General features: G+C 56.3%; 22 protein-coding genes. 12 read left to right on the top strand and 10 right to left on the bottom strand.

The genetic code is table 11. The annotated features are described in order from the left end of the window. Window positions 1–140 precede the first annotated feature (140 nt). From V6942_RS03080 to V6942_RS03070, 3 genes are all read left to right on the top strand, one after another. On the top strand, window positions 141–878 hold the full coding sequence (locus V6942_RS03080) for a 1-acylglycerol-3-phosphate O-acyltransferase (RefSeq protein WP_106929675.1): 738 nt from the start codon (window positions 141–143) through the stop codon (window positions 876–878). A 97-nt stretch (window positions 879–975) separates the two neighbouring features. Next, a complete protein-coding gene (ftsP, locus tag V6942_RS03075; protein WP_106929677.1) occupies window positions 976–2,388 on the top strand; it encodes a cell division protein FtsP in 1,413 nt (470 codons plus the stop codon). Between the two features lie 136 nt (window positions 2,389–2,524). Continuing rightward, window positions 2,525–4,741: a YgiQ family radical SAM protein gene (locus tag V6942_RS03070; RefSeq protein WP_182967013.1), complete on the top strand. Its 2,217-nt coding sequence runs from the start codon at window positions 2,525–2,527 to the stop codon at window positions 4,739–4,741. Window positions 4,742–4,765: 24 nt separating this feature from the next. On the opposite strand, the gene V6942_RS03065 is transcribed toward V6942_RS03070, so the two are convergent. The 4 genes from V6942_RS03065 to yqhD all read right to left on the bottom strand — a co-directional run bounded on the left by V6942_RS03065 (window position 4,766) and on the right by yqhD (window position 8,424). Continuing rightward, a complete protein-coding gene (locus V6942_RS03065; RefSeq protein ID WP_182930013.1) occupies window positions 4,766–5,725 on the bottom strand; it encodes a DUF3828 domain-containing protein in 960 nt (319 codons plus the stop codon). Window positions 5,726–5,772: 47 nt separating this feature from the next. Beyond that, on the bottom strand, window positions 5,773–6,249 hold the full coding sequence (locus V6942_RS03060) for an HIT family protein (protein WP_106929683.1): 477 nt from the start codon (window positions 6,247–6,249) through the stop codon (window positions 5,773–5,775). Between the two features lie 81 nt (window positions 6,250–6,330). Continuing rightward, window positions 6,331–7,158 carry a 2,5-didehydrogluconate reductase DkgA gene (gene dkgA, locus V6942_RS03055; protein WP_182930014.1) on the bottom strand — a complete coding sequence of 276 codons (828 nt, stop codon included), beginning with the start codon at window positions 7,156–7,158 and terminating at the stop codon, window positions 6,331–6,333. Between the two features lie 102 nt (window positions 7,159–7,260). After that, on the bottom strand, window positions 7,261–8,424 hold the full coding sequence (gene yqhD, locus V6942_RS03050; RefSeq protein WP_182930015.1) for an alcohol dehydrogenase: 1,164 nt from the start codon (window positions 8,422–8,424) through the stop codon (window positions 7,261–7,263). Between the two features lie 196 nt (window positions 8,425–8,620). On the opposite strand from yqhD, the gene V6942_RS03045 reads away from it, so the two are divergent. Then, entirely contained in the window at window positions 8,621–9,511 is an 891-nt protein-coding gene (locus tag V6942_RS03045; protein WP_106929691.1) for an AraC family transcriptional regulator, read from the top strand. A gap of 113 nt (window positions 9,512–9,624) precedes the next feature. Here the strand turns inward: V6942_RS03045 and yghB are convergent, their stop codons facing one another. Both yghB and metC read right to left on the bottom strand, forming a co-directional pair. Continuing rightward, window positions 9,625–10,284 (bottom strand): DedA family general envelope maintenance protein YghB, encoded by a 660-nt coding sequence (yghB, locus tag V6942_RS03040; protein WP_106929693.1) that lies wholly within the window; start codon window positions 10,282–10,284, stop codon window positions 9,625–9,627. A gap of 243 nt (window positions 10,285–10,527) precedes the next feature. Continuing rightward, complete coding sequence (gene metC / locus V6942_RS03035) at window positions 10,528–11,715, bottom strand: cystathionine beta-lyase (protein WP_182928513.1); 1,188 nt, start codon at window positions 11,713–11,715, stop codon at window positions 10,528–10,530. Between the two features lie 250 nt (window positions 11,716–11,965). Here metC and exbB point away from each other — a divergent pair, with 250 nt between their 5' ends. The 5 genes from exbB to V6942_RS03010 all read left to right on the top strand — a co-directional run bounded on the left by exbB (window position 11,966) and on the right by V6942_RS03010 (window position 17,928). Beyond that, the gene (gene exbB / locus V6942_RS03030) at window positions 11,966–12,697 is read left to right on the top strand and encodes a tol-pal system-associated acyl-CoA thioesterase (RefSeq protein WP_106929699.1); all 732 of its coding nucleotides are present in this window, start codon (window positions 11,966–11,968) and stop codon (window positions 12,695–12,697) included. Window positions 12,698–12,703: 6 nt separating this feature from the next. Further along, on the top strand, window positions 12,704–13,129 hold the full coding sequence (gene exbD, locus V6942_RS03025; protein WP_106929701.1) for a TonB system transport protein ExbD: 426 nt from the start codon (window positions 12,704–12,706) through the stop codon (window positions 13,127–13,129). Between the two features lie 232 nt (window positions 13,130–13,361). Further along, complete coding sequence (locus tag V6942_RS03020) at window positions 13,362–14,813, top strand: methyl-accepting chemotaxis protein (protein ID WP_333500798.1); 1,452 nt, start codon at window positions 13,362–13,364, stop codon at window positions 14,811–14,813. Window positions 14,814–14,966: 153 nt separating this feature from the next. Then, window positions 14,967–16,385 carry a glycoside-pentoside-hexuronide (GPH):cation symporter gene (locus V6942_RS03015; RefSeq protein ID WP_182930018.1) on the top strand — a complete coding sequence of 473 codons (1,419 nt, stop codon included), beginning with the start codon at window positions 14,967–14,969 and terminating at the stop codon, window positions 16,383–16,385. Between the two features lie 10 nt (window positions 16,386–16,395). Then, window positions 16,396–17,928, top strand: coding sequence for a glycoside hydrolase 43 family protein (locus V6942_RS03010; protein WP_333500797.1), 1,533 nt, complete (start codon window positions 16,396–16,398; stop codon window positions 17,926–17,928). Here V6942_RS03010 and V6942_RS03005 read toward each other — a convergent pair. Together V6942_RS03005 and V6942_RS03000 are read right to left on the bottom strand one after the other, a co-directional pair. Next, complete coding sequence (locus tag V6942_RS03005; RefSeq protein ID WP_182930020.1) at window positions 17,901–18,344, bottom strand: cytoplasmic protein; 444 nt, start codon at window positions 18,342–18,344, stop codon at window positions 17,901–17,903. The genes V6942_RS03010 and V6942_RS03005 overlap by 28 nt on opposite strands. A gap of 2 nt (window positions 18,345–18,346) precedes the next feature. Then, window positions 18,347–18,742 carry a hypothetical protein gene (locus V6942_RS03000; RefSeq protein ID WP_106929707.1) on the bottom strand — a complete coding sequence of 132 codons (396 nt, stop codon included), beginning with the start codon at window positions 18,740–18,742 and terminating at the stop codon, window positions 18,347–18,349. A 103-nt stretch (window positions 18,743–18,845) separates the two neighbouring features. Between V6942_RS03000 and V6942_RS02995 the strand changes: the two genes are divergently transcribed. Next, window positions 18,846–19,355: an ESA_00282 family adhesion-associated protein gene (locus tag V6942_RS02995; RefSeq protein ID WP_182928514.1), complete on the top strand. Its 510-nt coding sequence runs from the start codon at window positions 18,846–18,848 to the stop codon at window positions 19,353–19,355. A 70-nt stretch (window positions 19,356–19,425) separates the two neighbouring features. Further along, window positions 19,426–19,923 (top strand): TIGR00645 family protein, encoded by a 498-nt coding sequence (locus V6942_RS02990; protein WP_106929711.1) that lies wholly within the window; start codon window positions 19,426–19,428, stop codon window positions 19,921–19,923. A gap of 217 nt (window positions 19,924–20,140) precedes the next feature. On the opposite strand, the gene V6942_RS02985 is transcribed toward V6942_RS02990, so the two are convergent. Further along, window positions 20,141–21,181: an aldo/keto reductase gene (locus tag V6942_RS02985; protein ID WP_182930021.1), complete on the bottom strand. Its 1,041-nt coding sequence runs from the start codon at window positions 21,179–21,181 to the stop codon at window positions 20,141–20,143. A 199-nt stretch (window positions 21,182–21,380) separates the two neighbouring features. On the opposite strand from V6942_RS02985, the gene V6942_RS02980 reads away from it, so the two are divergent. Beyond that, a complete protein-coding gene (locus V6942_RS02980) occupies window positions 21,381–21,671 on the top strand; it encodes a DUF2623 family protein (protein WP_106929715.1) in 291 nt (96 codons plus the stop codon). A gap of 30 nt (window positions 21,672–21,701) precedes the next feature. On the opposite strand, the gene yghU is transcribed toward V6942_RS02980, so the two are convergent. After that, window positions 21,702–22,568: a glutathione-dependent disulfide-bond oxidoreductase gene (gene yghU, locus V6942_RS02975; RefSeq protein ID WP_106929717.1), complete on the bottom strand. Its 867-nt coding sequence runs from the start codon at window positions 22,566–22,568 to the stop codon at window positions 21,702–21,704. Window positions 22,569–22,789: the final 221 nt, after the last annotated feature.

Here is a 22,789-nt window from a genome sequence, read left to right as displayed (position 1 = left end):
CCTTTGCAGGGGTCTGCAAGTAACCAAGCCCTGTCCGGTATACGTGCCCCGTCAGGCGGGCTGAAAATGTGCGTTTTACGTACATATCAGCGGTGCATCGACGGGTATAATTCTAAGCGGTTCAGGGTTCAGAGGACGCTATGCTATTTATTTTACGTGTCATTATTGTTGTCATTTACTGCATTCTGGTATGCATCTTTGGCTGTATCTACTGTCTGTTCAGCCCGCGTAACCCAAAACACGTTGCCACCTTTGGCCACATGTTCGGCCGACTGGCACCGGTCTTCGGTTTAAAAGTGGAAACCCGCAAGCCGGCCAATGCCGACAGCTTTGGCAACGCTATCTACATCGCTAACCACCAGAACAACTACGACATGGTGACTGCGGCCAATATCGTGCTGCCGCCTACCGTTACGGTTGGGAAGAAAAGTCTGGTATGGGTTCCGTTCTTCGGCCTGCTGTACTGGCTAACGGGTAACCTGCTGATTGACCGTAACAACCGCGCGAAAGCGCACGGTACGATCTCTGAAGTGGTGAACAGTTTTCAGACACGCAAAATCTCCTTCTGGATGTTCCCGGAAGGCACCCGCAGCCGCGGCCGTGGCCTGCTGCCGTTTAAAACCGGCGCGTTCCACGCGGCTATCGCCTCCGGCGTACCGATTATTCCGGTCTGCGTGTCGAACACCTCGAACAAAATCAAGCTCAACCGCTGGAACAATGGCCTGGTGATTGTGGAAATGCTGGACCCGATCGACACCAGCGCGTGGGGCAAAGATCAGGTACGCGAGCTGGCGAAACACTGCCGCGAAGTGATGAAGGCGAAAATTGACGAGCTGGACCAGGAAGTGGCCGCGCGCGAGTCTGCCGCTAAAAAATAATGACCGTCGGCGGCGCGCAAACGCGCTTGCCGTATGCCGTTTTGCTGTTGGGAAAGTGATTTCCCACGTTTGATTTGTCAGTTTTGATGGAGCTTATATGTCACTCAGTCGGCGTCAGTTTATTCAGGCTTCGGGCGTTGCGCTTTGCGCAGGCGCGGTGCCGCTGAAGGCGCAGGCCGCAGGGCAGCAGCCCGCGCTGCCGGTACCTCCGCTGCTGGAGTCTCGTCGCGGACAGCCCCTTTTCTTAACGCTACAGCGTGCGCACTGGTCTTTTAGCCAGGGCACCCGCGCGCAGGTATGGGGCGTCAACGGCCGCTACCTTGGGCCGACTATCCGCGTCTGGAACGGCGATGACGTTAAGCTCATTTACAGTAACCGCCTCACCGAAAATGTCGCCATGACCGTGCGCGGCCTGCAGGTGCCGGGTCCGCTGATTGGCGGCGCGGCGCGCATGATGACGCCTAATGCCGACTGGGCGCCGGTGCTGCCGATCCGCCAAAGTGCGGCGACCCTGTGGTATCAGGCCAACACGCCGAACCATATGGCGCAGCAGGTCTATAACGGCCTGGCGGGCATGTGGCTCGTGGAAGATGAAGTAAGTAAGTCCTTACCGTTCCCCAGCCACTACGGCGTGGACGACTTTCCGATCATCATTCAGGACAAACGGCTGGATAACTTCGGTACGCCCGTTTATAGCGAACCGGGCAGCGGCGGTTTTGTGGGTGACACGCTGCTGGTGAACGGCGTGCAGGGCCCCTACGTCGAGGTTTCTCGCGGCTGGGTGCGCCTGCGCCTGCTCAACGCTTCAAACTCACGCCGCTATATGCTGCGTATGAGCGACGGGCGCGCGCTGCACGTGATTTCCAGCGATCAGGGCTTCCTGCCGGCACCGGTTTCGACGACCCAGCTGTCGCTGGCGCCGGGCGAGCGCCGCGAAGTGCTGGTCGATATGACCAACGGTGATGAAGTGTCCATCACCTGCGGCGAGTCTGCCAGCATTATGGATCGCATCCGCGGCTTCTTTGAGCCATCGAGCATACTGGTTTCCACGCTGGTGCTAACCCTACGCCCGACGGGCCTGTTGCCGTTAGTGACCGATAACTTACCGATGCGTATCCTGCCGACGGAAATACTCAGCGGTACGCCGCTGCGCAGCCGTGATATTCGACTGGGCGACGATCCTGGTATCAACGGTCAGCTGTGGGACCCGCAGCGTATTGATATTACCGCGCAGCAGGGCACCTGGGAGCGCTGGACGGTGCGCGCGGACGCGCCGCAGTCGTTCCATATTGAAGGTGTGATGTTCCAGATTCGTAACGTCAACGGCGCGATGCCGTTGCCGGAAGATCGCGGCTGGAAAGACACCGTCTGGATTGACGGCCAGGTCGAGCTGCTGGTCTACTACGGTCAGCCGTCGTGGCCGCACTTCCCGTTCCAGTTCGCCAGCCAGACGCTGGAGCTGGCCGATCGCGGCTCCATTGGCCAGATTCTGGTGAACCCCGCGCCGTAAGACATCGCTAAACAACCCGGCCGAGCGTCGCGACGCCGGGGTTATCAACGCGTTAAAAAATCCCGTTTCATAGAACGTCAATCGGGCTTATAATCCCCGACCTTTGATTATTTTTTTACCATTTTTTGGAAGCAACATGAGCGCTATCTCCCTGATCCAACCGGATCGCGACCTTTTCTCCTGGCCGCAGTACTGGGCCGCCTGCTTTGGGCCGGCGCCGTTTTTGCCGATGTCACGTGAAGAGATGGATCAACTTGGCTGGGATAGCTGCGACATCATTCTGGTAACCGGCGACGCCTACGTCGACCACCCGAGCTTCGGGATGGCAATTTGCGGCCGTATGCTGGAAGCGCAGGGCTTCCGCGTAGGGATCATCGCCCAGCCGGACTGGAACAGCAAAGACGACTTTATGCGTCTGGGCAAACCCAATCTGTTCTTCGGGGTTACCGCCGGTAACATGGACTCGATGATCAACCGCTACACCGCCGACCGGAAGCTGCGTCATGACGACGCCTACACCCCGGACAACGTGGCGGGCAAGCGCCCGGACCGCGCGACGCTGGTGTATACCCAACGCTGTAAAGAAGCGTGGAAAGATGTGCCGGTGATCCTCGGCGGTATTGAAGCCAGCCTGCGTCGTACCGCCCACTATGACTACTGGTCTGATACCGTGCGCCGCTCGGTGCTGATCGACGCCAAGGCCGATATGCTGATGTTCGGCAACGGCGAACGCCCGCTGGTGGAAGTGGCTCACCGCCTGGCGCTGGGCGAAAAAATCACTGAAATTCGCGATGTGCGCAACACCGCGATTATCGTTAAAGAAGCGCTGCCGGGCTGGTCCGGCGTCGACTCCACCCGTATCGACACCCCGGGGAAAATCGACCCCATTCCGCACCCGTACGGGGAAGACCTGCCGTGCGCCGACAACAAGCCGGTAGCGCCGAAAAAGCAGGAAGCAAAAGTGGTTACCGTACAGCCGCCGCGTCCGAAACCGTGGGAAAAAACCTACGTGCTGCTGCCGTCGTTTGAAAAAGTGAAAAACGATAAGGTGCTGTACGCTCACGCTTCGCGCATTCTGCACCATGAAACCAACCCGGGCAGCGCCCGTGCGCTGATGCAGAAGCAGGGCGACCGCTATATCTGGATTAACCCGCCGGCTATCCCGCTGTCGACCGAAGAGATGGACAGCGTATTTGCGCTGCCGTATAAGCGTGTGCCGCATCCTGCATACGGCAAGGCGCGTATTCCGGCGTATGAGATGATTCGCTTCTCTATCAACATCATGCGCGGCTGCTTTGGCGGATGCTCGTTCTGCTCGATTACCGAGCACGAAGGGCGCATTATTCAAAGCCGTTCTGAAGATTCGATCATCAACGAAATCGAAGCCATTCGCGACACGGTGCCCGGTTTTACCGGCATTATCTCCGACCTTGGTGGCCCGACGGCCAACATGTACATGCTGCGCTGTAAGTCGCCGCGCGCCGAGCAGACCTGCCGTCGTCTCTCCTGCGTGTACCCGGAAATTTGCCCGCATATGGATACCGACCATACGCCGACCATCAACCTGTATCGCCGCGCCCGCGACCTGAAAGGCATCAAAAAGATCCTGATCGCTTCCGGCGTGCGTTATGACCTGGCCGTGGAAGACCCGCGCTACATTAAAGAGCTGGCGACGCACCACGTCGGCGGCTACCTGAAGATTGCGCCGGAGCACACTGAAGAAGGGCCGTTGTCGAAAATGATGAAGCCGGGGATGGGCAGCTATCACCGCTTTAAAGAGCTGTTTGACACCTATTCGAAGCAGGCGGGCAAAGAACAGTATCTGATCCCTTACTTTATCTCCGCGCACCCAGGCACGCGTGATGAAGATATGGTGAACCTGGCGCTGTGGCTCAAGCAGCACCGTTTCCGCCTCGATCAGGTACAAAACTTCTATCCGTCGCCGCTGGCGAACTCGACCACCATGTATTACACCGGCAAGAACCCGCTGGGTAAAATTGGCTATAAGAGTGAAGACGTGGTGGTGCCGAAGGGCGATAAACAGCGCCGTCTGCATAAAGCGCTGCTGCGCTATCACGATCCGGCTAACTGGCCGCTGATCCGTACCGCGCTAGAGGCGATGGGGAAAAAGCATCTGATCGGCAGCCGTCGCGATTGCCTGGTCCCGGCGCCAACGCTGGATGAGATGCGCGAAGCGCGCCGCCAGAATCGCAATACGCGCCCGGCGCTGACCAAGCATACGCCGGTGGCACATCAGCGCCAGACGCCGACAGCGGCGAAAAGAGCTCCTGCCGCACAGCCGCGTAGGCCATCGGCCGACGCGATGAAAAAACGGGCCAAACCGGCGCGTTAATGCGCTGAGACTCGCGGTGTGTCATCAGGTTGATGGCGTGCCGCGGGTTGCTCTGTCCTCAGCGGCCACGCTGCGCAGCCGCTGTAAAAGGCTGCCTTCCCCGGGAAGAATCACATCTTCTATCACCCAATTATTCTCTATTTTGCTTAGCACGATATCGCGCTCGCCGGGTGTATTTTCGTTGAGCCAATACGCAACGTGAATTTTGGCCTGCCCGGTATTTTGCTCCACCACGTTCATGGCGATGATTTTTTGAAAGTCGCCCTCGCTGCATCCGCATAATGGGTTGCTATTGATATATTCCAGCGTGTGGGGATCTTCAAACGTTTTACCGCTATTGCCTTCCGCATGTTCATAATCGATGAGCGCCTGAAGCAGCGTTGGAGTCGCCATCGCCGTCCAGGGGACGGGAGAATGAGCAAGCTGCGCATAGACGCGCTGGACAAAAATCTGCGGCTGCGGATGCTGTAATCCCACGAGACTGGCGCGCATCCGTTGGTTTTCGGCATGGAGTCTTTGGTAGAGCGTAACGCCATTGCTGTCGCTATCGATTACGTCATCAATCCTCCAGCGATCGCCTTCGGCAATCAGCGTCAGCGTAATGAGCGTGAGGACCGCGCTATCGCTTTTTAGCGGATGAAAGCGCACCGTGACCTCGGCGTGCGTGGCATCACTTTGCGTGGCCTGGATGCTTTCCACAAAGGGGGATTCAAAATCCTGGCAGCCGCACATCGGGTCGTAATCCAGAAAGCCTTCATCACCCGGCAGGATATAGCGATCGTTTTCGTTTAATTCTTCGACCAGGCGCTGAGAGATAATTCGCGTTTCGCCCGTTTCACCAAAGTAGACGAACTGCTCATCGTTCAGATAGGCGTGGTAAAGCTGTTCAACGGTTTGTTGTGGTGAAAGCGTCGGCTGCGCCAGGGCGCTGGTGCTCAGCCACAAGAGCGGCAGTAAAAACAACCCACGGATCATTTTTCCCATTCTGCATTTCCTTTGCATGATGCATGTTATCCCGACGCGCCTTAATGTTACCGGCTCTCCGATTTTTCCTGCATATCTCTGATTCTTTTTGCCAGCGCCGCCAGCTGTTCGTCATCCGCGCGTTCATGATCGTGTGAGGATAAATACCCTTCATACTGCGTGAAGAATTTTGTCTGCCGGTTTTCGATCGGCCGCCACTGGCGCATATCGCCGGTGCCGTGCATCGGGCTGAGCTTACTGTGCACATGATCGACGCCGAAGCCTTCAAAGAACATCCCCGTGCGCCCCACGTCGTCGAAGGTGTTATCCAGTAATTTGGCGACCTTCTGCGTCGCCAGCACTAAATCTGCCAGCGCCTGCGGCGGCATATCGAATGCGTAGCTGGGGTAGTGTTTTTTAGGGATCACGACGGTGAAGCCTTCGGTATTGGGGAAAATCGATAAAAAGGCGAGATGATGTTCGTCTTCCCAGACCTTATGGCAGGGGGCTTTACCTTCAACTATCTGGCAAAAAATGCAGCTCATGGCATCCTCTCCGTTAACGTAGAATCGTTACTGTAGCAGACGCAGACAATAAAAAACCCGGCGTGAGCCGGGCTTGAGAGATTAACCGCCGAACTGGTCAGGATCCGGCCCTAAACGCTTGCGTTGATCCAGCGCGGCGATAGCGGTGAGCTCGTCTTTATCCAGGCGGAAGTCCCAGACGTCGAAGTTTTCGGCGATGCGCGACGGCGTCACTGATTTTGGAATCACCACCAGACCGCTGTCGAGATGCCAGCGAATGACGATCTGCGCCGGGGTTTTACCGTACTTGTCGGCAAGATGACGAATCACTTTCTGATCGAACACGCCTTCGCCCCCCTGTGCCAGCGGGCTCCACGATTCGGTCTGAATTTTGTGGGTGGCGTTCCACGCATTCAGCTGGCGTTGCTGCATCAGCGGATGCAGTTCAATCTGGTTAATCACCGGCGCAACGCCGGTTTCGTCAATCAGCCGCTGCAGATGCGGAACCTGGAAGTTACACACGCCAATGCTCTTGACCAGCCCCTGTTGTTGCAGCGCAATCAACGCTTTCCATGCGTCGATGTAGTGATCCGATGCGGGCACTGGCCAGTGGATCAGGTACAGATCGAGATAGTCGAGCTGCAAATGTTCCAGGCTTTCCTGCAGCGCGTCGGCGGCGCGCAGATGGGAGTCATTCCACAGCTTGGTGGTGATAAACAGATCTTCACGCGCAATGCCTGCGCTCTTAATCGCTTTACCCACGCCTGACTCATTTTTGTAGGCGGCGGCAGTATCAATGGAACGGTAACCGACCTCAATCGCCTTGTGGATTGCGGTCACGACTTCTTCATTACTGGCCTGCCATACGCCCAGGCCCAGCTGCGGCATTACATTGCCATCGTGCAGTTTAATCACGGTTGGTTGTGTCATGCATTTCTCCTTTTCATCAGCTTATCGGGGCGTGCCCCGATAAGGTTTGTAGGATTAAGTCTGGTCTAAATATGCCAAAACGAAAGGTAAAGCGAGGATGGATTAGCGAGCGGCTTCGTAAATACGACGGCTCACGTCGAGGGTAATATCCTGATTTTCACCCAGTTTAGTCATACCGTGCTCTTCGAGTTTTTTCAGCAGCGCCGGGATGGAGCTGCCGTCCAGACCGTAGTCAGACAGGCGGGTTGGTACGCCCATTTTTTCAAAGAAGCTGCGGGTTGCGGCGATGGCGGCATCGATACGCGCATCGTCTGTGCCTTCGGTAATGTTCCATACGCGTTCGGCATATTGCAGCAGCTTAGCGCGCTTGGTGTCGCGTTTTTCATTCCACAGTGCCGGCAGCACGATAGCCAGCGTCTGCGCGTGATCCAGACCGTGCATTGCGGTCAGCTCATGCCCCAGCATATGGGTTGCCCAGTCCTGCGGTACACCCGCGCCGATCAGACCGTTAAGCGCCTGGGTGGCGGCCCACATAATGTTGGCGCGCACGTCGTAGTTTTCCGGTTCCTGAAGCGCTTTCGGGCCATCTTCGACCAGGGTCAGCAGAATGCCTTCGGCAAAGCGGTCCTGAATTTTACCGTTAACCGGGTAGGTCACGTACTGTTCAACGGTGTGAACGAAGGCGTCGACAACGCCGTTAGCGACCTGGCGCGGCGGCAGGGTGTAGGTGTAAACCGGGTCCAGAATGGCGAACTGCGGCTGGACGTGCGCAGACATAAAGGCACGTTTGTCGCCGGTGGTTTTACGGGAGATGACCGCGCCTTTATTTGACTCAGAACCGGTCGCCGGCAGGGTCAGGACGGAGCCCATCGGGATAGCGCTTTTTACATTGCTGCCGTAGGTTTCGAGAATTTCCCACGGATCGATGCTTTCATCGTAGTGCGCCGCAGCGGCGATAAATTTAGTGCCGTCGAGTACGGAACCGCCGCCGACTGCCAGCAGGAAAGTCACCTTTTGCTCGCGGGCAATCTTCACCGCGTTCATGAGCGTTTCATAGGACGGGTTTGGCTCGATGCCGCCGAATTCCAGCACATCCAGGCCTTTCAGCGCGGCCAGAACCTGATCCAGGACGCCGGTTTTTTTCACGCTGCCGCCGCCGTAGGTAATCAGTACGCGGGCGTCTGCCGGGATCTGAGCGCGCAGATTTTCGATAGCGCCTTTACCGAACAGGATGCGGGTCGGGGTGTGAAGATCAAAATTAAACATTGCTCGTTCCCTTCTTGGTGGGTGAAAAACAAGGTGGCGAAAGGTCGCCGCCGAATGACATCATTGTGGTCCTCGTCGCCGTACCTCTCAATGCACATTTCTGCGTTTGTCTTGCCCATTTCTCCATATGGCTGGAGAATTACGTTAATCATGGTCACAATGATTGCGTTGGAAAAGGCATCTGGAGCCCCCGTTGATGAACCGTGACGAAATCTGTGCGCTGCTGACAGAGAAAATTAAGCAGCTGAAAAATAACGAACAAAATCTTCAGGCGCTGCTGCCGGAGATTCAGCTTATCTACGGCACCCGGCCAAACGGGCGCACGCCGGTGATGTACCGGCCGGGCATCGTTTTTCTCTTTTCCGGCTATAAAATCGGTTATATCAACGACCGTACCTTCCGCTACGATGCGAACGAATACCTGCTGCTGACGGTACCTTTACCCTTCGAATGTGAAACTTTTGCGACTGAAGATGCGCCGCTGGCCGGTCTGCGGCTTGATGTCGATCTGTTTCAGCTTCAGGCGCTGCTGATGGACATTGGCGAAGACCCACTGTTTCGCCCCTCGGTGGCGGAAAGCGGCATCAACTCGGCGACGCTGTCTGAGGAGATCCTCTGCGCCGCTGAGCGCCTGCTGGACGTGATGGAACGCCCGCTGGACGCTCGTATTCTCGGCAAACAGATTATTCGTGAGATGCTGTACCACGTGCTGACCGGGCCGCGCGGCGGCGCGCTGATGGCGCTGGTCAGCCGCCAGACGCACTTTAGCCAGATAGGCCGGGTACTGAAGCGCATTGAAAGCCAGTACACCGAATCGCTGAGCGTCGATCAGCTGGCCGCCGAAGCAAACATGAGCCTGTCAGCGTTCCACCATAATTTTAAGTCAGTCACCAGCACTTCGCCGCTGCAATATCTGAAAACCTATCGGCTGCATAAAGCACGGATGATGATGGCGCACGATGGGCTGAAGGCCAGCGCAGCGGCCATGCAGGTGGGTTACGAAAGCGCGTCGCAGTTTAGCAGGGAGTTTAAGCGGTACTTCGGGCTCACGCCGGGGGAGGATGCGGCACGACTGCGTGGCATGTAATCAGGAGCCGGATAAAGGGGTTTGCCTGATAAGCGCAGCGCTATCAGGCAAACCCGGCGCACGTTGCCGGATGGCGGCGTAAATGCCTTATCCGGCCTACGTGTGCTATGCGATCAGGCGTCGCAATACTTTTTCTTGATAACCACAATCACCGTGCCGAGCAGCCCGACAACCAGCAGGAAAATCGGCAGAATCATCAGGAAGGTCATCACCTGATCTTCATGGCGCTTCACGAACGGAATCATGCTGATGGCGTAGCCCAGACTGGTGACCACGCCCACCCACAGCAGCGCGCTTAGCCAGTTAAACAGCTGGAAGCGACGATTCGGCAGGCCGGAAATGCCCGCCATTGTTGGCAGCAGGGTGCGCACGAATGCCAGGAAGCGCCCGGCGAGCAGCGCCAGCAGGCCGTGGCGGTCGAACATACAGGTTGCGCGCTGATGGTATTTTTCCGGCAGCTGTGCGAGCCAGCCTTTTACCACTCGGGTGTTACCCAGCCAGCGCCCCTGAATATAGCTCAGCCAGCAGCCGAGGCTGGCGGCGGTGGTCAGGATGACGAGGGTAGGGACGTAGCCCATCACGCCCTTGGCGATGAGCGCGCCCGCCAATAGCAATAGGCTATCGCCGGGGAGGAAGGAGGCGGGGAGCAGGCCGTTTTCCAGAAACAGAGTGGCAAACATGACCAGATAAACAACCCCCACGACGTGCGGATTCGCCAGGGCAGCAAAATCGTGCTGCCAAAGCGCGGCGACTATATCTTGAATAACGACCATGGACATTCCTGTGGAACAGCGTTTTCACTTATTGTACGCCCGAATTCTTAAGAACACCTTGATCCCGGGCGCAACAAATGAAGCCGTATTGTTCAGCCAGGCTGACAATCACGTGAAATTTGTTTACGCCTGGCGACGAGGGCACTCGGGAACCGACTGTTCTCAACATCGGTGACGCCGCCGTAGGCTGCGCCAAAAACATTGCTAACCCGCCCGGCACTGACCATGCCGGGCCCGGCTATGTTACACGATGCGGGCGAATCCTGCCGCTAAATCCTCAATCAGATCGTCAACGTTCTCCAGGCCGATGTGAACGCGGATGAGCGTGCCCTCAAAATCAATCTTACCTTCAGGGCGGATGCTGGCGAGCTCTTCCGGTTGGTTGGCCAGAATAAGCGATTCAAAGCCGCCCCACGAGTACGCCATGCTGAACAGCGAAAAGTTATCGAGATACTGCGCCAGCTCATCGTTATTCAGACGTTTATTCAAAACGAAGGAGAACAGGCCGCTGCTGCCGGTGAAGTCGCGCTGCCAGAACTCATGGCCTTTGCTGCCCGGCAGCGCCGGGTGGTTAACGCGCGCCACCTGCGGCTGCTGTGCCAGCCATTCGGCAATTTTCAGGCTGCTTTCATGGTGCTGGCGCAGGCGTACGCCCAGCGTGCGCAGGCCGCGGCTGGTCATATAGGCGGTATCCGCGTCGAGCATCTGACCCATCAGGTAGGCATTTTCGCGCAGCTGCGCCCAGCAGCGTTCATTGGCTACCGCCGTACCGACCATGGCGTCTGAGTGACCAATTAAATATTTGGTGCCGGCCTGAATGGAAATATCGATATCGAAATCGAGCGCTTTGAACAGAATCCCCGCCGCCCAGGTGTTGTCGATCATGATGATCGCCTCGGGCGCAACGCTGCGCACGGCGGCAACAATCGCCGGCACGTCATGCACTTCCATGGTGATCGAACCCGGTGATTCCAGGAACACCACTTTGGTGTTGGGCTGGATCAGGCCAGCAATGTCGGCGCCAATCAACGGGTCGAACCAGCCGGTGCTTACGCCCAGCTTGCCAAGAATTTTGGTGCAAAAATCCTGCGTCGGCTCATAGGCGGTGTTGGTCAGCAGGACGTGATCGCCCTGCTCGACGAAGGCCAGAATGGTGTTGGCGACCGCCGCCGCGCCGCAGGGGAAGAGCGCGCAGCCGGCGCCGCCTTCCAGCTCGCACATGGCCTCCTGGAGTGAGAAATGCGTGAGCGTCCCGCGACGGCCATAAAACAGCTCGCCGTTGGCGCGGTTACGGGTTGCCTGTTTCTTGGCGGCAACGGTCTCGAAAACCAGCGAAGAGGCGCGCTGAATCACGCTGTTTACCGATCCCTGGGTGTATTTTTTGCTGCGTCCGGCGTTAACCAGCGCGGTATCAAGGTGCTTGTCTGCCATCTTGGGTCTACCTGTTTTATACGTCTGGACGTCTAAACTATCACGATTGTTCATGCGATGGCGCGTTGCAAACGCATACAGGAGAAAATTTTGCCAAAAAGCGCGCAGAAAACTTTTTTACTGCGTAAGCGCAAGGAAAATAAGTGTGATTTGAGTCAATATGTAAATACTAATGAGAACTACTATCAATTCGACGTTGTTTTGATATTATTGGTCTCAGATTTTGTGATTTATGTCCTGGAGATACACAGTGGGTAATAATTTGATGCAGGCGGATCTCTCCGTTTGGGGTATGTATCATCATGCCGACATCGTGGTTAAAGTGGTCATGATTGGCTTGATACTGGCATCCGTCGTCACCTGGGCTATTTTCTTCAGCAAGGGCGCCGAGCTCATTTCTCACAAGCGCCGCCTCAAGCGCGAACAGAAGCTGTTAGCCGATGCGCGTTCACTCAATCAGGCGCACGAAACGGCCGCCGCATTCGACGCCCGCAGCCTGAGCAGCCAGCTGATTAATGAAGCGCAGAACGAACTCGAGCTTTCGGCCGGTTCGCAAGACAACGAAGGCATTAAAGAACGTACCGGTTTCCGTCTTGAACGTCGCGTTGCGGCGGTAGGCCGTCACATGGGACGCGGTAACGGCTTCCTCGCGACCATCGGTGCTATCTCTCCGTTCGTCGGCCTGTTCGGCACCGTATGGGGCATCATGAACAGCTTTATCGGTATCGCCCAGACCCAAACCACTAACCTGGCGGTGGTGGCACCGGGTATCGCAGAAGCCCTGCTGGCGACTGCGATTGGCCTGTTTGCCGCGATTCCGGCGGTGGTGATTTATAACGTCTTCGCGCGTCTCATCGGCGGCTTCAAGGCCAACCTTAGCGATGTGGCCGCCCAGGTTCTGCTGCTGCAGAGTCGCGATCTGGATCTCAGCGCCAGCGGCGTGCATCCGGTCCGTACCGCCCAGAAATTACGAGTAGGTTAATGCCCCATGGCAATGCGTCTTAATGAAAATCTGGACGACACCGGCGAAATGCATGAAATCAACGTGACGCCGTTTATCGACGTCATGCTGGTGCTCTTGATTATCTTCATGGTTGCCGCACCGTTGGCGACCGTCGATGTCAAAGTGAATCTGCCGGCGTCTTCTAGCCAACCGCAGCCACGCCCGGAAAAACCGGTCTACCTGTCGGTGAAAGCGGATAAATCGATGTTCCTCGGTAATGATCCCATCACCGATGACAACATGGTCACGGCGCTGGAAGCGCTGACGGAAGGCAAGAAAGACACCACCATCTTCTTCCGCGCCGATAAAACGGTGGACTATGAAACGATGATGAAGGTTATGGATACGCTTCATCAGGCGGGCTATCTGAAGATTGGCCTGGTTGGCGAAGAGACCGTCGCGAAAAAATAATCACACCGGATGGCGCGCTCTGCGCCATCCGTTATATCTCCCTGGTAATATCATATTTATCTTAAGTCTTATTTTCTGCACGGCATTTCTGCTGATATTTAAATGTTATTTAGCAGTGCTTCATTCGCGTTATATATTTTTAACGTTAGAGTGGCTAGCCTGAAATAACCTTTCTACGCTTAATTCTGAACGCTAACAATAATATATAAACCTGCAGCGGACGGACATTATCATGGCCATAATATCTTTGCGACAAGCTAAAGGTACGCATCGTGACCTCATCTCGTTATCGACAATTCGTCAGAGGGCGGACCGCCTGCTGTTGGTGCTGGTTTGGGTTATGTGGTTTATTTCGCTCGCGGTGGGATGGCGCCATGATAATCCTGCTCTGGCGTTGCTGGTGGCAAGCTGTCTGACTGTCCTTGGCACCATCATGACGCTGCTTTTCTCCGGCAGACTGATCGCCCGGCTGGTTTATGCTGTTATTTTGATGGCCTACTCTGCGCTACTTATTCAGCTTGGTGAAGGGGAAACTGAATATCATTTTTCGGTATTTGTACTGCTCTCTGCGCTGCTGGCCTGGCGTGATTGGCGGCCGTTAATTATGGGCGCGGCGGTGATTGCGCTGCATCATCTGGTGTTTAATTATTTACAGCAATATGGCTTATTTCATATTGCCGTCTTTATGCACCCCGGCCTGCATATGGTGATTATGCACGGCCTGTTTGTGGTCGTGCAGACGGTATTCCTGGTCTTTCTGGCAGTACGCATGGAGCAGGATGCTCGCTCGGCTAGCGAGGTGGCGAAGCTGGCGGCGGTGATTAACCGCGAGTCGGGTTACCTGACGCTTGAGCGCGACAGCAAAACCAGCCGTTCGCCTTTTGCCCGTACCTTTAGCCTGACGCTCGACGCCATGCGAACGACGCTGGAGCAGGTAAGCGGCAACGTTTCTCAACTGCTGGATGCATCGCAAACGCTGCTGCAGCGCAATACGGCGCTGTCTGAACGTACGGACAGCCAGGCGCGTTCGTTGGCAGTCACCGCCAGCGCCATGGAACAGCTCGCCGCCGCCGCCTCGCTCACCAGCGAGAAGGCCAGCGAAGCGCGATCGCTGGCAGAGCAGGCCAGCGGCGTAGCGCGAGAAGGGGGAGAGAATATCCGCGCGGCGATGGCGTCCATGACGCACATCCGTGATGAATCGCAAAAGATCAGCGGCATTCTGGAGATGATTGACGGCATCGCCTTCCAGACGAATATTCTGTCGCTCAATGCTTCCGTTGAAGCGGCCAGAGCCGGCGCGCACGGCAAAGGGTTTGCCGTCGTGGCTGCCGAAGTGCGCACGCTGGCGCTCCGCTGTGAAGGCGCTGCACGCGATATCCGCCAGCTCATTTCCGCCTCAGTCGAGCGTACGCATCAGGGGAGTGAGCAGGTTGAGCGGGCCGGGAAAACCATGGCGGCGATCATCAGCAACATTGATAGTCTGCAATCCTGCGTCGACGTGCTTTCATCCATGAGCGACCAGCAGCGCGTCAGCGTTCTCCAGATGAAGGGCAGTATTGCCCACATTGATGCCAGCGTGCAGGAGAATGCACAGCACGTGGCGCAAACTATTCAGGTGGCGCATCAGCAGCAGCAGCAAACCGGGGAACTGAAGTCGGCGATTTCGGTATTCAGGCTGGTGTAGGCTCACAAAATCGAAAGGTGTATGACAAATCGTCCAGTTATGTGACAACTTTCGCAGTTGCCAGAAAACGTAATGCCAGTATGAAAAATGACAATAGGATTGCCATTTTCATCCTCCTACATTGAAGCCTCTTCAATTCAGGAGGAATTACGCATGGTAAACGAGAGGAAATTGTCTTTCACCGAAAAGCTGGGATACGGCATGGGCGATGCTGCTTGCGGCATCGTCTATTCATCGGTCACGATGTTTTTAACCTGGTTTTACACCGATATTTACGGCCTCTCCGCGGCGGCGGTGGGGGTGATGTTCCTGGTAACGCGCGTGCTGGACGCGATTACCGACCCGCTCACCGGCATCGTTGCCGACCGGGTGAAAACCCGCTGGGGCCACTTCCGCCCTTGGCTTATCTGGTTCGCTATTCCCTACGCCGTGCTGGCGGTGATGACCTTCACCACCCCCGCCTTTGGCGCATCGGGTAAGCTGGTTTACGCCTACCTGACTTACACCTTACTCATGCTGTGTTACACCTTTATCAATATTCCGTACTGCGCGTTAGGCGGTGTTATCACCCGCGATGAAAAAGATCGCCTGTCGGCGCAGTCCTACCGCTTTACCATTTCGTCGATCGCCGGGCTGATGGTTTCAGTCGCCACGCTGTTCCTGGTGGACTATCTGGGCAAAGAAGACAAACAGTTCGGCTTTCAGGCCACCATGGGCATTATGGGGGCGATCGCCATTGTGATGCTGGCGTTCTGTTTCTTTTCCACCAACGAGCGCGTGGCGCCTGCGGTGGAACAGCAGGGGAGTATTCGTGAAGATCTGCGCTCGCTGTTGGCGAACGATCAGTGGCGGATCGTGGCAATCATTACCTTCTTTTCCAGTATGGCTGGGGTGATGCGCAGCGCGGCGACGCTGTATTACGCCACCTACCTGATGATGGGCGGCGTTGAGTCTGCCGCCGGTACGGCGATGAAATCGGCGTTTGTGTCAACCAGCGTGGTCGGCACCATTGTCGGCAGCCTCGCGGCGGGCTGGCTGGCGAAGCGCTATCGTGCGGTGTCGCTGTTTAAAAACATCAACCTGCTGCTGGTGGCGGTGGGCGTCGTGATGTTCTTTGTGCCGCCGACCTGGCTGCCGGTGGTGTTCCCGCTGTATTTCCTGGTGGGCTTCTTCCATCAAATGTATCAACCGTTTAAGTGGAACATGATGGCCAACGCCGCCGACTACGGCGAGTGGAAGTTTGGTCGTCGCATCACCGGCCTTTCGTACTCGGGCAACCTGTTTGCGCTCAAAATGGGCATGGCGGTCGCGGGCGCGGTGGTCGGCTTTTCGCTGGGGCTGTTTGGCTATCAGGCTGGCGTGGCTGAACAAACGCCGATGGCGACCATGGGCATTGTTGGCCTGCTAACGCTGGGGCCATCGCTTTCCTATCTGGTGCTGTGGTGGCTGTCGCGCTTCTATACGCTGGACGACCGCGCAATGGCGACCATCCAACGCGATCTTTCCGCGCGCCAACAGGCGGCGACCGTCGCTGAGCCTGAAACCGTCAGCGGCGTTTTGCATAAAGCCTGAGGAAGATGAAATGATACCGAATGACTACCAGAACCCCATTCTCTGCGCTGATTATTCAGACCCGGACATTGTACGGGTTGGCGATGACTTCTTTATGGTCTCATCCAGCTTTAACCATATGCCTGCGCTGCCGATACTGCACTCGACTGACCTGATCAACTGGCAGATTATCAACCACGTTTTCCAGGCGTTACCGCTGGCCGGATATGATGAATACCAGCCAGGAAAAGGGGTATGGGCCCCTTCTCTTCGCTGGCATGACCATAAGCTGTGGGTCTTTTTCAGCACGCCGGATGAAGGCATTTTTATGTGTCACACCGATGACCCGTGGGGCCAGTGGAGCGCGCCGCACTGCGTGCAGCCCGCCAAAGGCTGGATTGACCCCTGTCCGTTCTGGGACGACAACGGCGACGCCTGGCTGGTGCATGCTTTCGCCCATAGCCGCAGCGGAATCAAGCATCAGCTTCAACTTTTTGCCATGGCGCCAGACGGCACAACGCTGCGCGGCGAAGGGCAAATTATCTACGACGGTTGCTGCGACCAGCCGACGCTGGAAGGGCCAAAGGTCTACAAGCGCGGCGAGTGGTACTATATTTTCGCTCCGGCGGGCAGCGTGGAAACCGGCTGGCAGACGGTGCTGCGCGCTCGCAGTATGACCGGTCCCTGGGTGGCGAAGAATGTGCTGTTCCAGGGCAATACGTCGGTTAACGGTCCGCACCAGGGCGGTTGGGTTGAACTCGACGACGGCGAGTGCTGGTTTGTTCATTTCCAGGACGCGCATCTTTATGGCCGTGTTGTGCATTTACAGCCGATGCGCTGGGCGGCTGACGGTTGGCCGCGTCTGGGAGAACCGCTGGGGGACGATGGAGAAGGGCAGCCGGTACTACGCTGGCCGCGCCCGGCCAGCCTGTTGCCGTCGCCGACGATAAGGCCACAAACCAGCGATAACTTTACCGCTGGTTTACCCGGGTTACAGTGGCAGTGGCAGGCGAACCCAAACTCGCATTGGCTGCTGCCGGGGACGAATACGCTGAATCTCCGCTGCGTCTCGCTGCCGCAGCCGGAAACGAAACGCAGCATCTACTGGCAGCCCAATTTGCTGCTGCAAAAGTTCCCGGCCTGGCGGTTCAGCGCTGAAACCTCGCTGAAGCTGTGCGATGGTGCCAGCGGTGATGCCGGTGGATTGATCGTTTACGGTGAGCGCTATGCCGCGCTGCTGCTGGAAAAACGCGGTGCAGCGTATCAGTTGCTATGGGTGACGGGCTGGATGAGCGATGCGGGCGTTGTCCGTGAGCATCGTCAGACGGTGGCCCAGCTTGAGGTTGCGGCCTGCGCGCTAAAAGTCGACGTATCTTACGGCGGCATTTGTCGCTTTGCCTGGCGTGAGGAAAGCTCCCCGTGGCAGACGCTGTCTCAGCCTTTCGCCGCCGGTAAGGGCAAATGGGTGGGGGCAAAAGTGGGGCTGCTGGCGGTGTCGCTGGAGGAACACGAGCGTCGGGGTCACTGCGCGTTCGATCACTTCGCCATGGAGATAATCGGCTGATCCGGGCGTTTTTCGCCCTCTTTTTCGGTCTTCAGGATCACGTTTGAAGTGCGGTAATCACCATCTGCAAGGCCGCGGCTGATCTCAAGGGTCGCGGCCTCGCGGTTCAGCACGTGCTGATAGCAGGATTCGGTATGTGCCAGAATTTTGTCGCGCAGGTGCGGGTAGCGGGCCATCACTTCACACAGCGCGGCGCCCAGAATCTCTTCTTTTACCTGGTAGGCGTATATTTCGTGGCGATGCTGCCACTTCATCTTGACCAGCGCTGCGGGGATAGGCTCAGAGAGGCCGGAAATACGCCGTCCTTCGGAGTTTTTTTCCTCGCGTAACGTCTGGAGATTACGCTGAAGGATAGTCTCATCACTGATCTGTGGGCTTAACGGTATATTAGCCGCACTAACATCGACAAGTTTCATGTTCACTTATCCGTCAGATTATAAAATAAGGGAACGGTTCTTTCCTGGGTCATTAAATTAAGCCAGATTTTATTACCGTCTTCATTTATCTCCTGGGTTTTTATCTCCATAATTTGGCTTAGCTCCAGCGCGGAGATCTCCCCCTGAACCACCAGGTTATTTAGCATAAGTGCAAAAGCTTCAATTTTTGCAATACGATATAACCTGTCTTTTATATGACGATCGCGCTCTTCCAGCAGCGGGTTACGTGACTGGCCGCCGCCAATCAAGACGTCGTCCTGCCAGAACGCGAGCGAGACTTTCTCAGGCTCGCCCCCCTGGCTGGCCTGTGCATCCTTGTTTTCTGCGTCCAATGCCGGTATGCAGAAACGGGCTGGGATAAGGGTTTCAGCAATCATATAGGCGTCGTTTGTCGAATGGCTGGGGCGTGTTTTTTATTATAGTGAGGTTCGTTGACATTAACATGGTGCACTTTTAAAATCAAAAAAAGTGGAGAAAGCCATGAGCGGTATTATTTATTTTGTGATGCTGTTGCTGTTACTTACCGTCGTTATTTTAATTTTTATGTATGGCCAAAATAACGAAACATCTGAAACCAATAATGAAACCGTTCCCTCCCCGGCGGCGGCACCGCTGGACAAAGACGAAGGCGAAAACCATTTTGCCGCGCTGATGAGTCGGATCACGCCTGCCTGGTACTGGCGTATTAATCATGAATATATCGATTTTGTCCAGTCGACGATTAAGCGTATGTCCACCGAACGGTTGAAAGAGACCCCCGGCCTGTTTGAAGCGCAGGAACGCTGTCGCAATCTCAACGGCGCAGTTTATGAATATTACGATGAGATTAAGCGCCGCTGCCTGAAAGGCGAGCGGGTCACCGACGTTGACCCGGTGGTGCTTGGCCTGCAGCAGTGCTACGAGGAGTTTGCCGAGGAGGCCTATCCCGAGCTGGTGGCGCTGGTGTGGCCGGACTTACAGCGACCGTTTGTCCGCACACATGATGTGTGATCTGAAGTGTTGATGTGATGTTGCCTGATTGAGATATACTAGGGCGAATCTGACTCAAAAACAGGATATTATGGAACGCTTTCTGGAAAATGCGATGTACGCATCGCGCTGGCTTCTGGCCCCGGTTTATTTCGGTCTTTCTCTGGCGCTGCTGGCCCTGACCCTGAAGTTCTTTCAGGAGATTCTGCATGTACTGCCGAACATTTTCAGCATGGCGGAAGCCGATCTGATCCTGACGCTGCTGTCGCTGGTGGATATGACGCTGGTGGGTGGCCTGCTGGTGATGGTGATGTTTTCTGGCTATGAAAACTTTGTCTCGCAGCTGGATATCAGCGAGCACAAAGAGAAGCTGAGCTGGCTGGGCAAAATGGATGCCACTTCGCTGAAGAATAAAGTGGCGGCGTCGATTGTTGCTATCTCGTCTATTCACCTGCTGCGGGTGTTTATGGACGCTAAAAACGTACCGGATAACAAACTGATGTGGTACGTGATTATTCACCTGACCTTTGTTCTGTCGGCCTTTGTGATGGGCTATCTCGATAGCCTGACCCGCGGGAAAAAGTCGTGATGTAGGCCGGATAAGGCGTTCACGCCGCCATCCGGCAATGTGCGCTGAAATGCCTGATGGCGCTACGCTTATCAGGCCTACAGATACTCCCGGCGCGGCTGTGGTGATATGCACGACATGTAGGCCGGATAAAGCGTTCACGCCGCCATCCGGCAGAGTGCGCCGAAATGCCTGATGGCGCTATGCTTATCAGGCCTACAGATACTCCCGGGCGCGCTTACTTATCCGACGACGCCTGCCACAAATTCAACTGCCCATCGGCGACATGCTTGTCAATCTGCGCCAGTTCCTCTGCTGAGAAGCTCAGGTTCGCCAGCGCCTTCACGTTCTCTTCGATTTGTTCCGGCCGGCTGGCACCAATCAGCACGGATGTCACGCGGCTGTCCTTCAGCAGCCAGCTTAGAGCCATCTGCGCCATCGACTGCCCGCGCCGTTGCGCCATTTCGTTGAGCAGGCGCAGGCTGCTGAGGTTGCTTTCGCTCAGCATATTTTCCGTCAGGCCGCGCGCCTTTTTGCCTTCCGTTTGCATGCGCGAACCGTCCGGAATGCCGTTAAGGTATTTGCCGGTCAATAGCCCCTGCGCTAGCGGGGTAAACGCGATGCAGCCGACGCCGTTGTCCGCTAGCGTATCCAGCAGACCGCTCTTATCGACCCAGCGGTTGAGCAGGTTATAAGAAGGTTGGTGAATCAACAGGGGGATTTTCCACTCGCGCAGCAGCGCGACCATCGCCTGCGTACGCTCAGATGAGTAAGAGGAAATGCCGACGTACAGCGCCTTACCGCTCTGTACCGCCTGAGCCAGCGCGCTGGCGGTCTCTTCCATCGGCGTTTTCTCATCAACGCGATGAGAATAGAAAATATCGACGTAGTCCAGCCCCATCCGCTGGAGGCTCTGGTCGAGGCTTGCCAGCAGATACTTGCGCGAGCCGCCGGAACCATAAGGCCCCGGCCACATGTCGTATCCGGCTTTGGTGGAGACGATCAGCTCGTCCCGGTAGCTGGCGAAGTCCTCCTTCAGCAGGCGGCCAAAGTTCTCTTCGGCGCTGCCCGGCGGCGGGCCATAGTTATTCGCCAGATCGAAATGGGTGATCCCGCAGTCAAAGGCTTTACGCAGCAGCGCGCGCTGGCCTTCTAACGCGTGGATGTGGCCAAAACTGTGCCATAGGCCAAGGGACAGTGCAGGGAGCTGTAAACCGCTGCGGCCGCAGTAGCGATACTGCATGTCTTCATAACGGGCTGGGTTTGCTTGCCAGGCCATAGTTTCTCCTTCTTTTTTTGAAACGCTGTTTCCAGAATACTGGCTTTACGCCAGGCCGCCCGTCGTCGCGATCACACTGCCGCGAATTGGCGCACGAAAAGGCGCGGCTTTCCCCTTTGGGGGTAGCGCCGAAATAGCGCTAGCCATCGCTTAAAAAATCGCTATATAATTTTATATACAACGATTGAGGGGGACGTCGATGGATAACCATTTTGGCAAAGGGTTAATCGCGGGTCTGAAGGCGCCTTATGCCGACAGCGCGCAAAAAGTGATTGGTTTTTGCACCGATTATAAACGCGGGTTTGTGCTGGGATTTTCGCACCGGATGTTTGAGAAGACGGGGGACCGCCAGCTGAGCGCCTGGGAAGCGGGAATTCTGACGCGGCGCTATGGCCTCGACAAAGAGATGGTCATGGATTTTTTCAGAGAGCACGATTCCAGTACTACCGTGCGTTATTTTATGGCGGGATACCGTCTGGAAGGGCAATAAAACCGGGCGCAGAGCGCCCGATTAACGCCGCTACTGCTGACGCTTATCTTCCGTGTTGGTGTCAAAATCGCTAGCGTCATGCCGCTCGTGCAGCTGTTCATTCAACGGGCCGCTGGTGCGGTTCACCATGCGGCCGCGCTGCACGCCCGGGCGGCTGGCGATATCTTTTGCCCAGCGCATTACGTTCTTGTAGCTTTCGGCATCGAGGAACTCCGCCGCGCCGTACACGTTGCCCAGCACCACGTTACCGTACCATGGCCAGATGGCGATGTCGGCGATCGTGTACTCTTCGCCCGCCACGTAGCGACCGCGTGCCAGCTGTTTATCCAGCACGTCGAGCTGGCGTTTGGCTTCCATCGTGAAGCGGTTGATTGCGTACTCAATTTTCACCGGCGCATAGTTGTAGAAGTGGCCAAAGCCGCCGCCGAGGAACGGCGCAGAGCCCTGAAGCCAGAACAGCCAGTTAAGGGTTTCAGTACGCCCGGCCGGATCTTTTGGCAGGAAGTGGCCAAACTTTTCCGCCAGATACAACAGAATATTGCCGGACTCAAACACGCGGGTTGGCGGGGTGGTCGAGTGGTCGCGCAGCGCCGGGATTTTCGAGTTCGGGTTCACCTCGACAAAACCGCTGGAGAACTGGTCGCCCTCACCAATACGGATTAACCACGCATCGTACTCAGCCTCCGTAACGCCCAGTGCCAGCAGTTCCTCAAGCATAATAGTGACTTTCTGACCGTTCGGCGTGCCGAGGGAGTATAGCTGTAGCGGATGATGGCCAACCGGCAGCGTCTGTTCATGCGTTGCGCCGGAGACGGGGCGGTTAATATTGGCGAATGCGCCGCCGCTGTTTTGCGTCCACTCCCAGACTTTGGGTGGCTGATAGGTGTTCTCTGACATAATCGCTCGCCTTATATTGATGATGTGTTTGGACAATCAAGTTTAGCAGCCTCAGGCAAAAATCCGCGCCAACCTGCCGCGCATCCCGCGTACTGAAACCACCAGGTATTGTGGATGCCCATTTTTCAGATGAATATTTTTCCTCCGCAGCGGTCATCCTCGCCTGCACGGGTGTATGATTAATCCACTTTTGTTGGATTAATTTCAACGTGCGGGGCGAT

This window comes from Kluyvera genomosp. 2, from assembly GCF_036759865.1.
Classification (GTDB): Bacteria; Pseudomonadota; Gammaproteobacteria; order Enterobacterales; family Enterobacteriaceae; genus Kluyvera; species Kluyvera ascorbata_B.
This window is presented reverse-complemented; position numbering and strand designations above follow the sequence as displayed.

What these genes read in the sequence shown, in the direction of transcription:
- V6942_RS03080 (WP_106929675.1), top strand. Translation starts at nt 141, where the DNA reads ATGCTATTTATTTTACGTGTCATTATTGTTGTCATTTACTGCATTCTG.
- ftsP (WP_106929677.1), top strand. Translation starts at nt 976, where the DNA reads ATGTCACTCAGTCGGCGTCAGTTTATTCAGGCTTCGGGCGTTGCGCTT.
- V6942_RS03070 (WP_182967013.1), top strand. Translation starts at nt 2,525, where the DNA reads ATGAGCGCTATCTCCCTGATCCAACCGGATCGCGACCTTTTCTCCTGG.
- V6942_RS03065 (WP_182930013.1), bottom strand. Translation starts at nt 5,725, where the DNA reads ATGGGAAAAATGATCCGTGGGTTGTTTTTACTGCCGCTCTTGTGGCTG.
- V6942_RS03060 (WP_106929683.1), bottom strand. Translation starts at nt 6,249, where the DNA reads ATGAGCTGCATTTTTTGCCAGATAGTTGAAGGTAAAGCCCCCTGCCAT.
- dkgA (WP_182930014.1), bottom strand. Translation starts at nt 7,158, where the DNA reads ATGACACAACCAACCGTGATTAAACTGCACGATGGCAATGTAATGCCG.
- yqhD (WP_182930015.1), bottom strand. Translation starts at nt 8,424, where the DNA reads ATGTTTAATTTTGATCTTCACACCCCGACCCGCATCCTGTTCGGTAAA.
- V6942_RS03045 (WP_106929691.1), top strand. Translation starts at nt 8,621, where the DNA reads ATGAACCGTGACGAAATCTGTGCGCTGCTGACAGAGAAAATTAAGCAG.
- yghB (WP_106929693.1), bottom strand. Translation starts at nt 10,284, where the DNA reads ATGGTCGTTATTCAAGATATAGTCGCCGCGCTTTGGCAGCACGATTTT.
- metC (WP_182928513.1), bottom strand. Translation starts at nt 11,715, where the DNA reads ATGGCAGACAAGCACCTTGATACCGCGCTGGTTAACGCCGGACGCAGC.
- exbD (WP_106929701.1), top strand. Translation starts at nt 12,704, where the DNA reads ATGGCAATGCGTCTTAATGAAAATCTGGACGACACCGGCGAAATGCAT.
- V6942_RS03020 (WP_333500798.1), top strand. Translation starts at nt 13,362, where the DNA reads ATGGCCATAATATCTTTGCGACAAGCTAAAGGTACGCATCGTGACCTC.
- V6942_RS03015 (WP_182930018.1), top strand. Translation starts at nt 14,967, where the DNA reads ATGGTAAACGAGAGGAAATTGTCTTTCACCGAAAAGCTGGGATACGGC.
- V6942_RS03010 (WP_333500797.1), top strand. Translation starts at nt 16,396, where the DNA reads ATGATACCGAATGACTACCAGAACCCCATTCTCTGCGCTGATTATTCA.
- V6942_RS03005 (WP_182930020.1), bottom strand. Translation starts at nt 18,344, where the DNA reads ATGAAACTTGTCGATGTTAGTGCGGCTAATATACCGTTAAGCCCACAG.
- V6942_RS03000 (WP_106929707.1), bottom strand. Translation starts at nt 18,742, where the DNA reads ATGATTGCTGAAACCCTTATCCCAGCCCGTTTCTGCATACCGGCATTG.
- V6942_RS02995 (WP_182928514.1), top strand. Translation starts at nt 18,846, where the DNA reads ATGAGCGGTATTATTTATTTTGTGATGCTGTTGCTGTTACTTACCGTC.
- V6942_RS02990 (WP_106929711.1), top strand. Translation starts at nt 19,426, where the DNA reads ATGGAACGCTTTCTGGAAAATGCGATGTACGCATCGCGCTGGCTTCTG.
- V6942_RS02985 (WP_182930021.1), bottom strand. Translation starts at nt 21,181, where the DNA reads ATGGCCTGGCAAGCAAACCCAGCCCGTTATGAAGACATGCAGTATCGC.
- V6942_RS02980 (WP_106929715.1), top strand. Translation starts at nt 21,381, where the DNA reads ATGGATAACCATTTTGGCAAAGGGTTAATCGCGGGTCTGAAGGCGCCT.
- yghU (WP_106929717.1), bottom strand. Translation starts at nt 22,568, where the DNA reads ATGTCAGAGAACACCTATCAGCCACCCAAAGTCTGGGAGTGGACGCAA.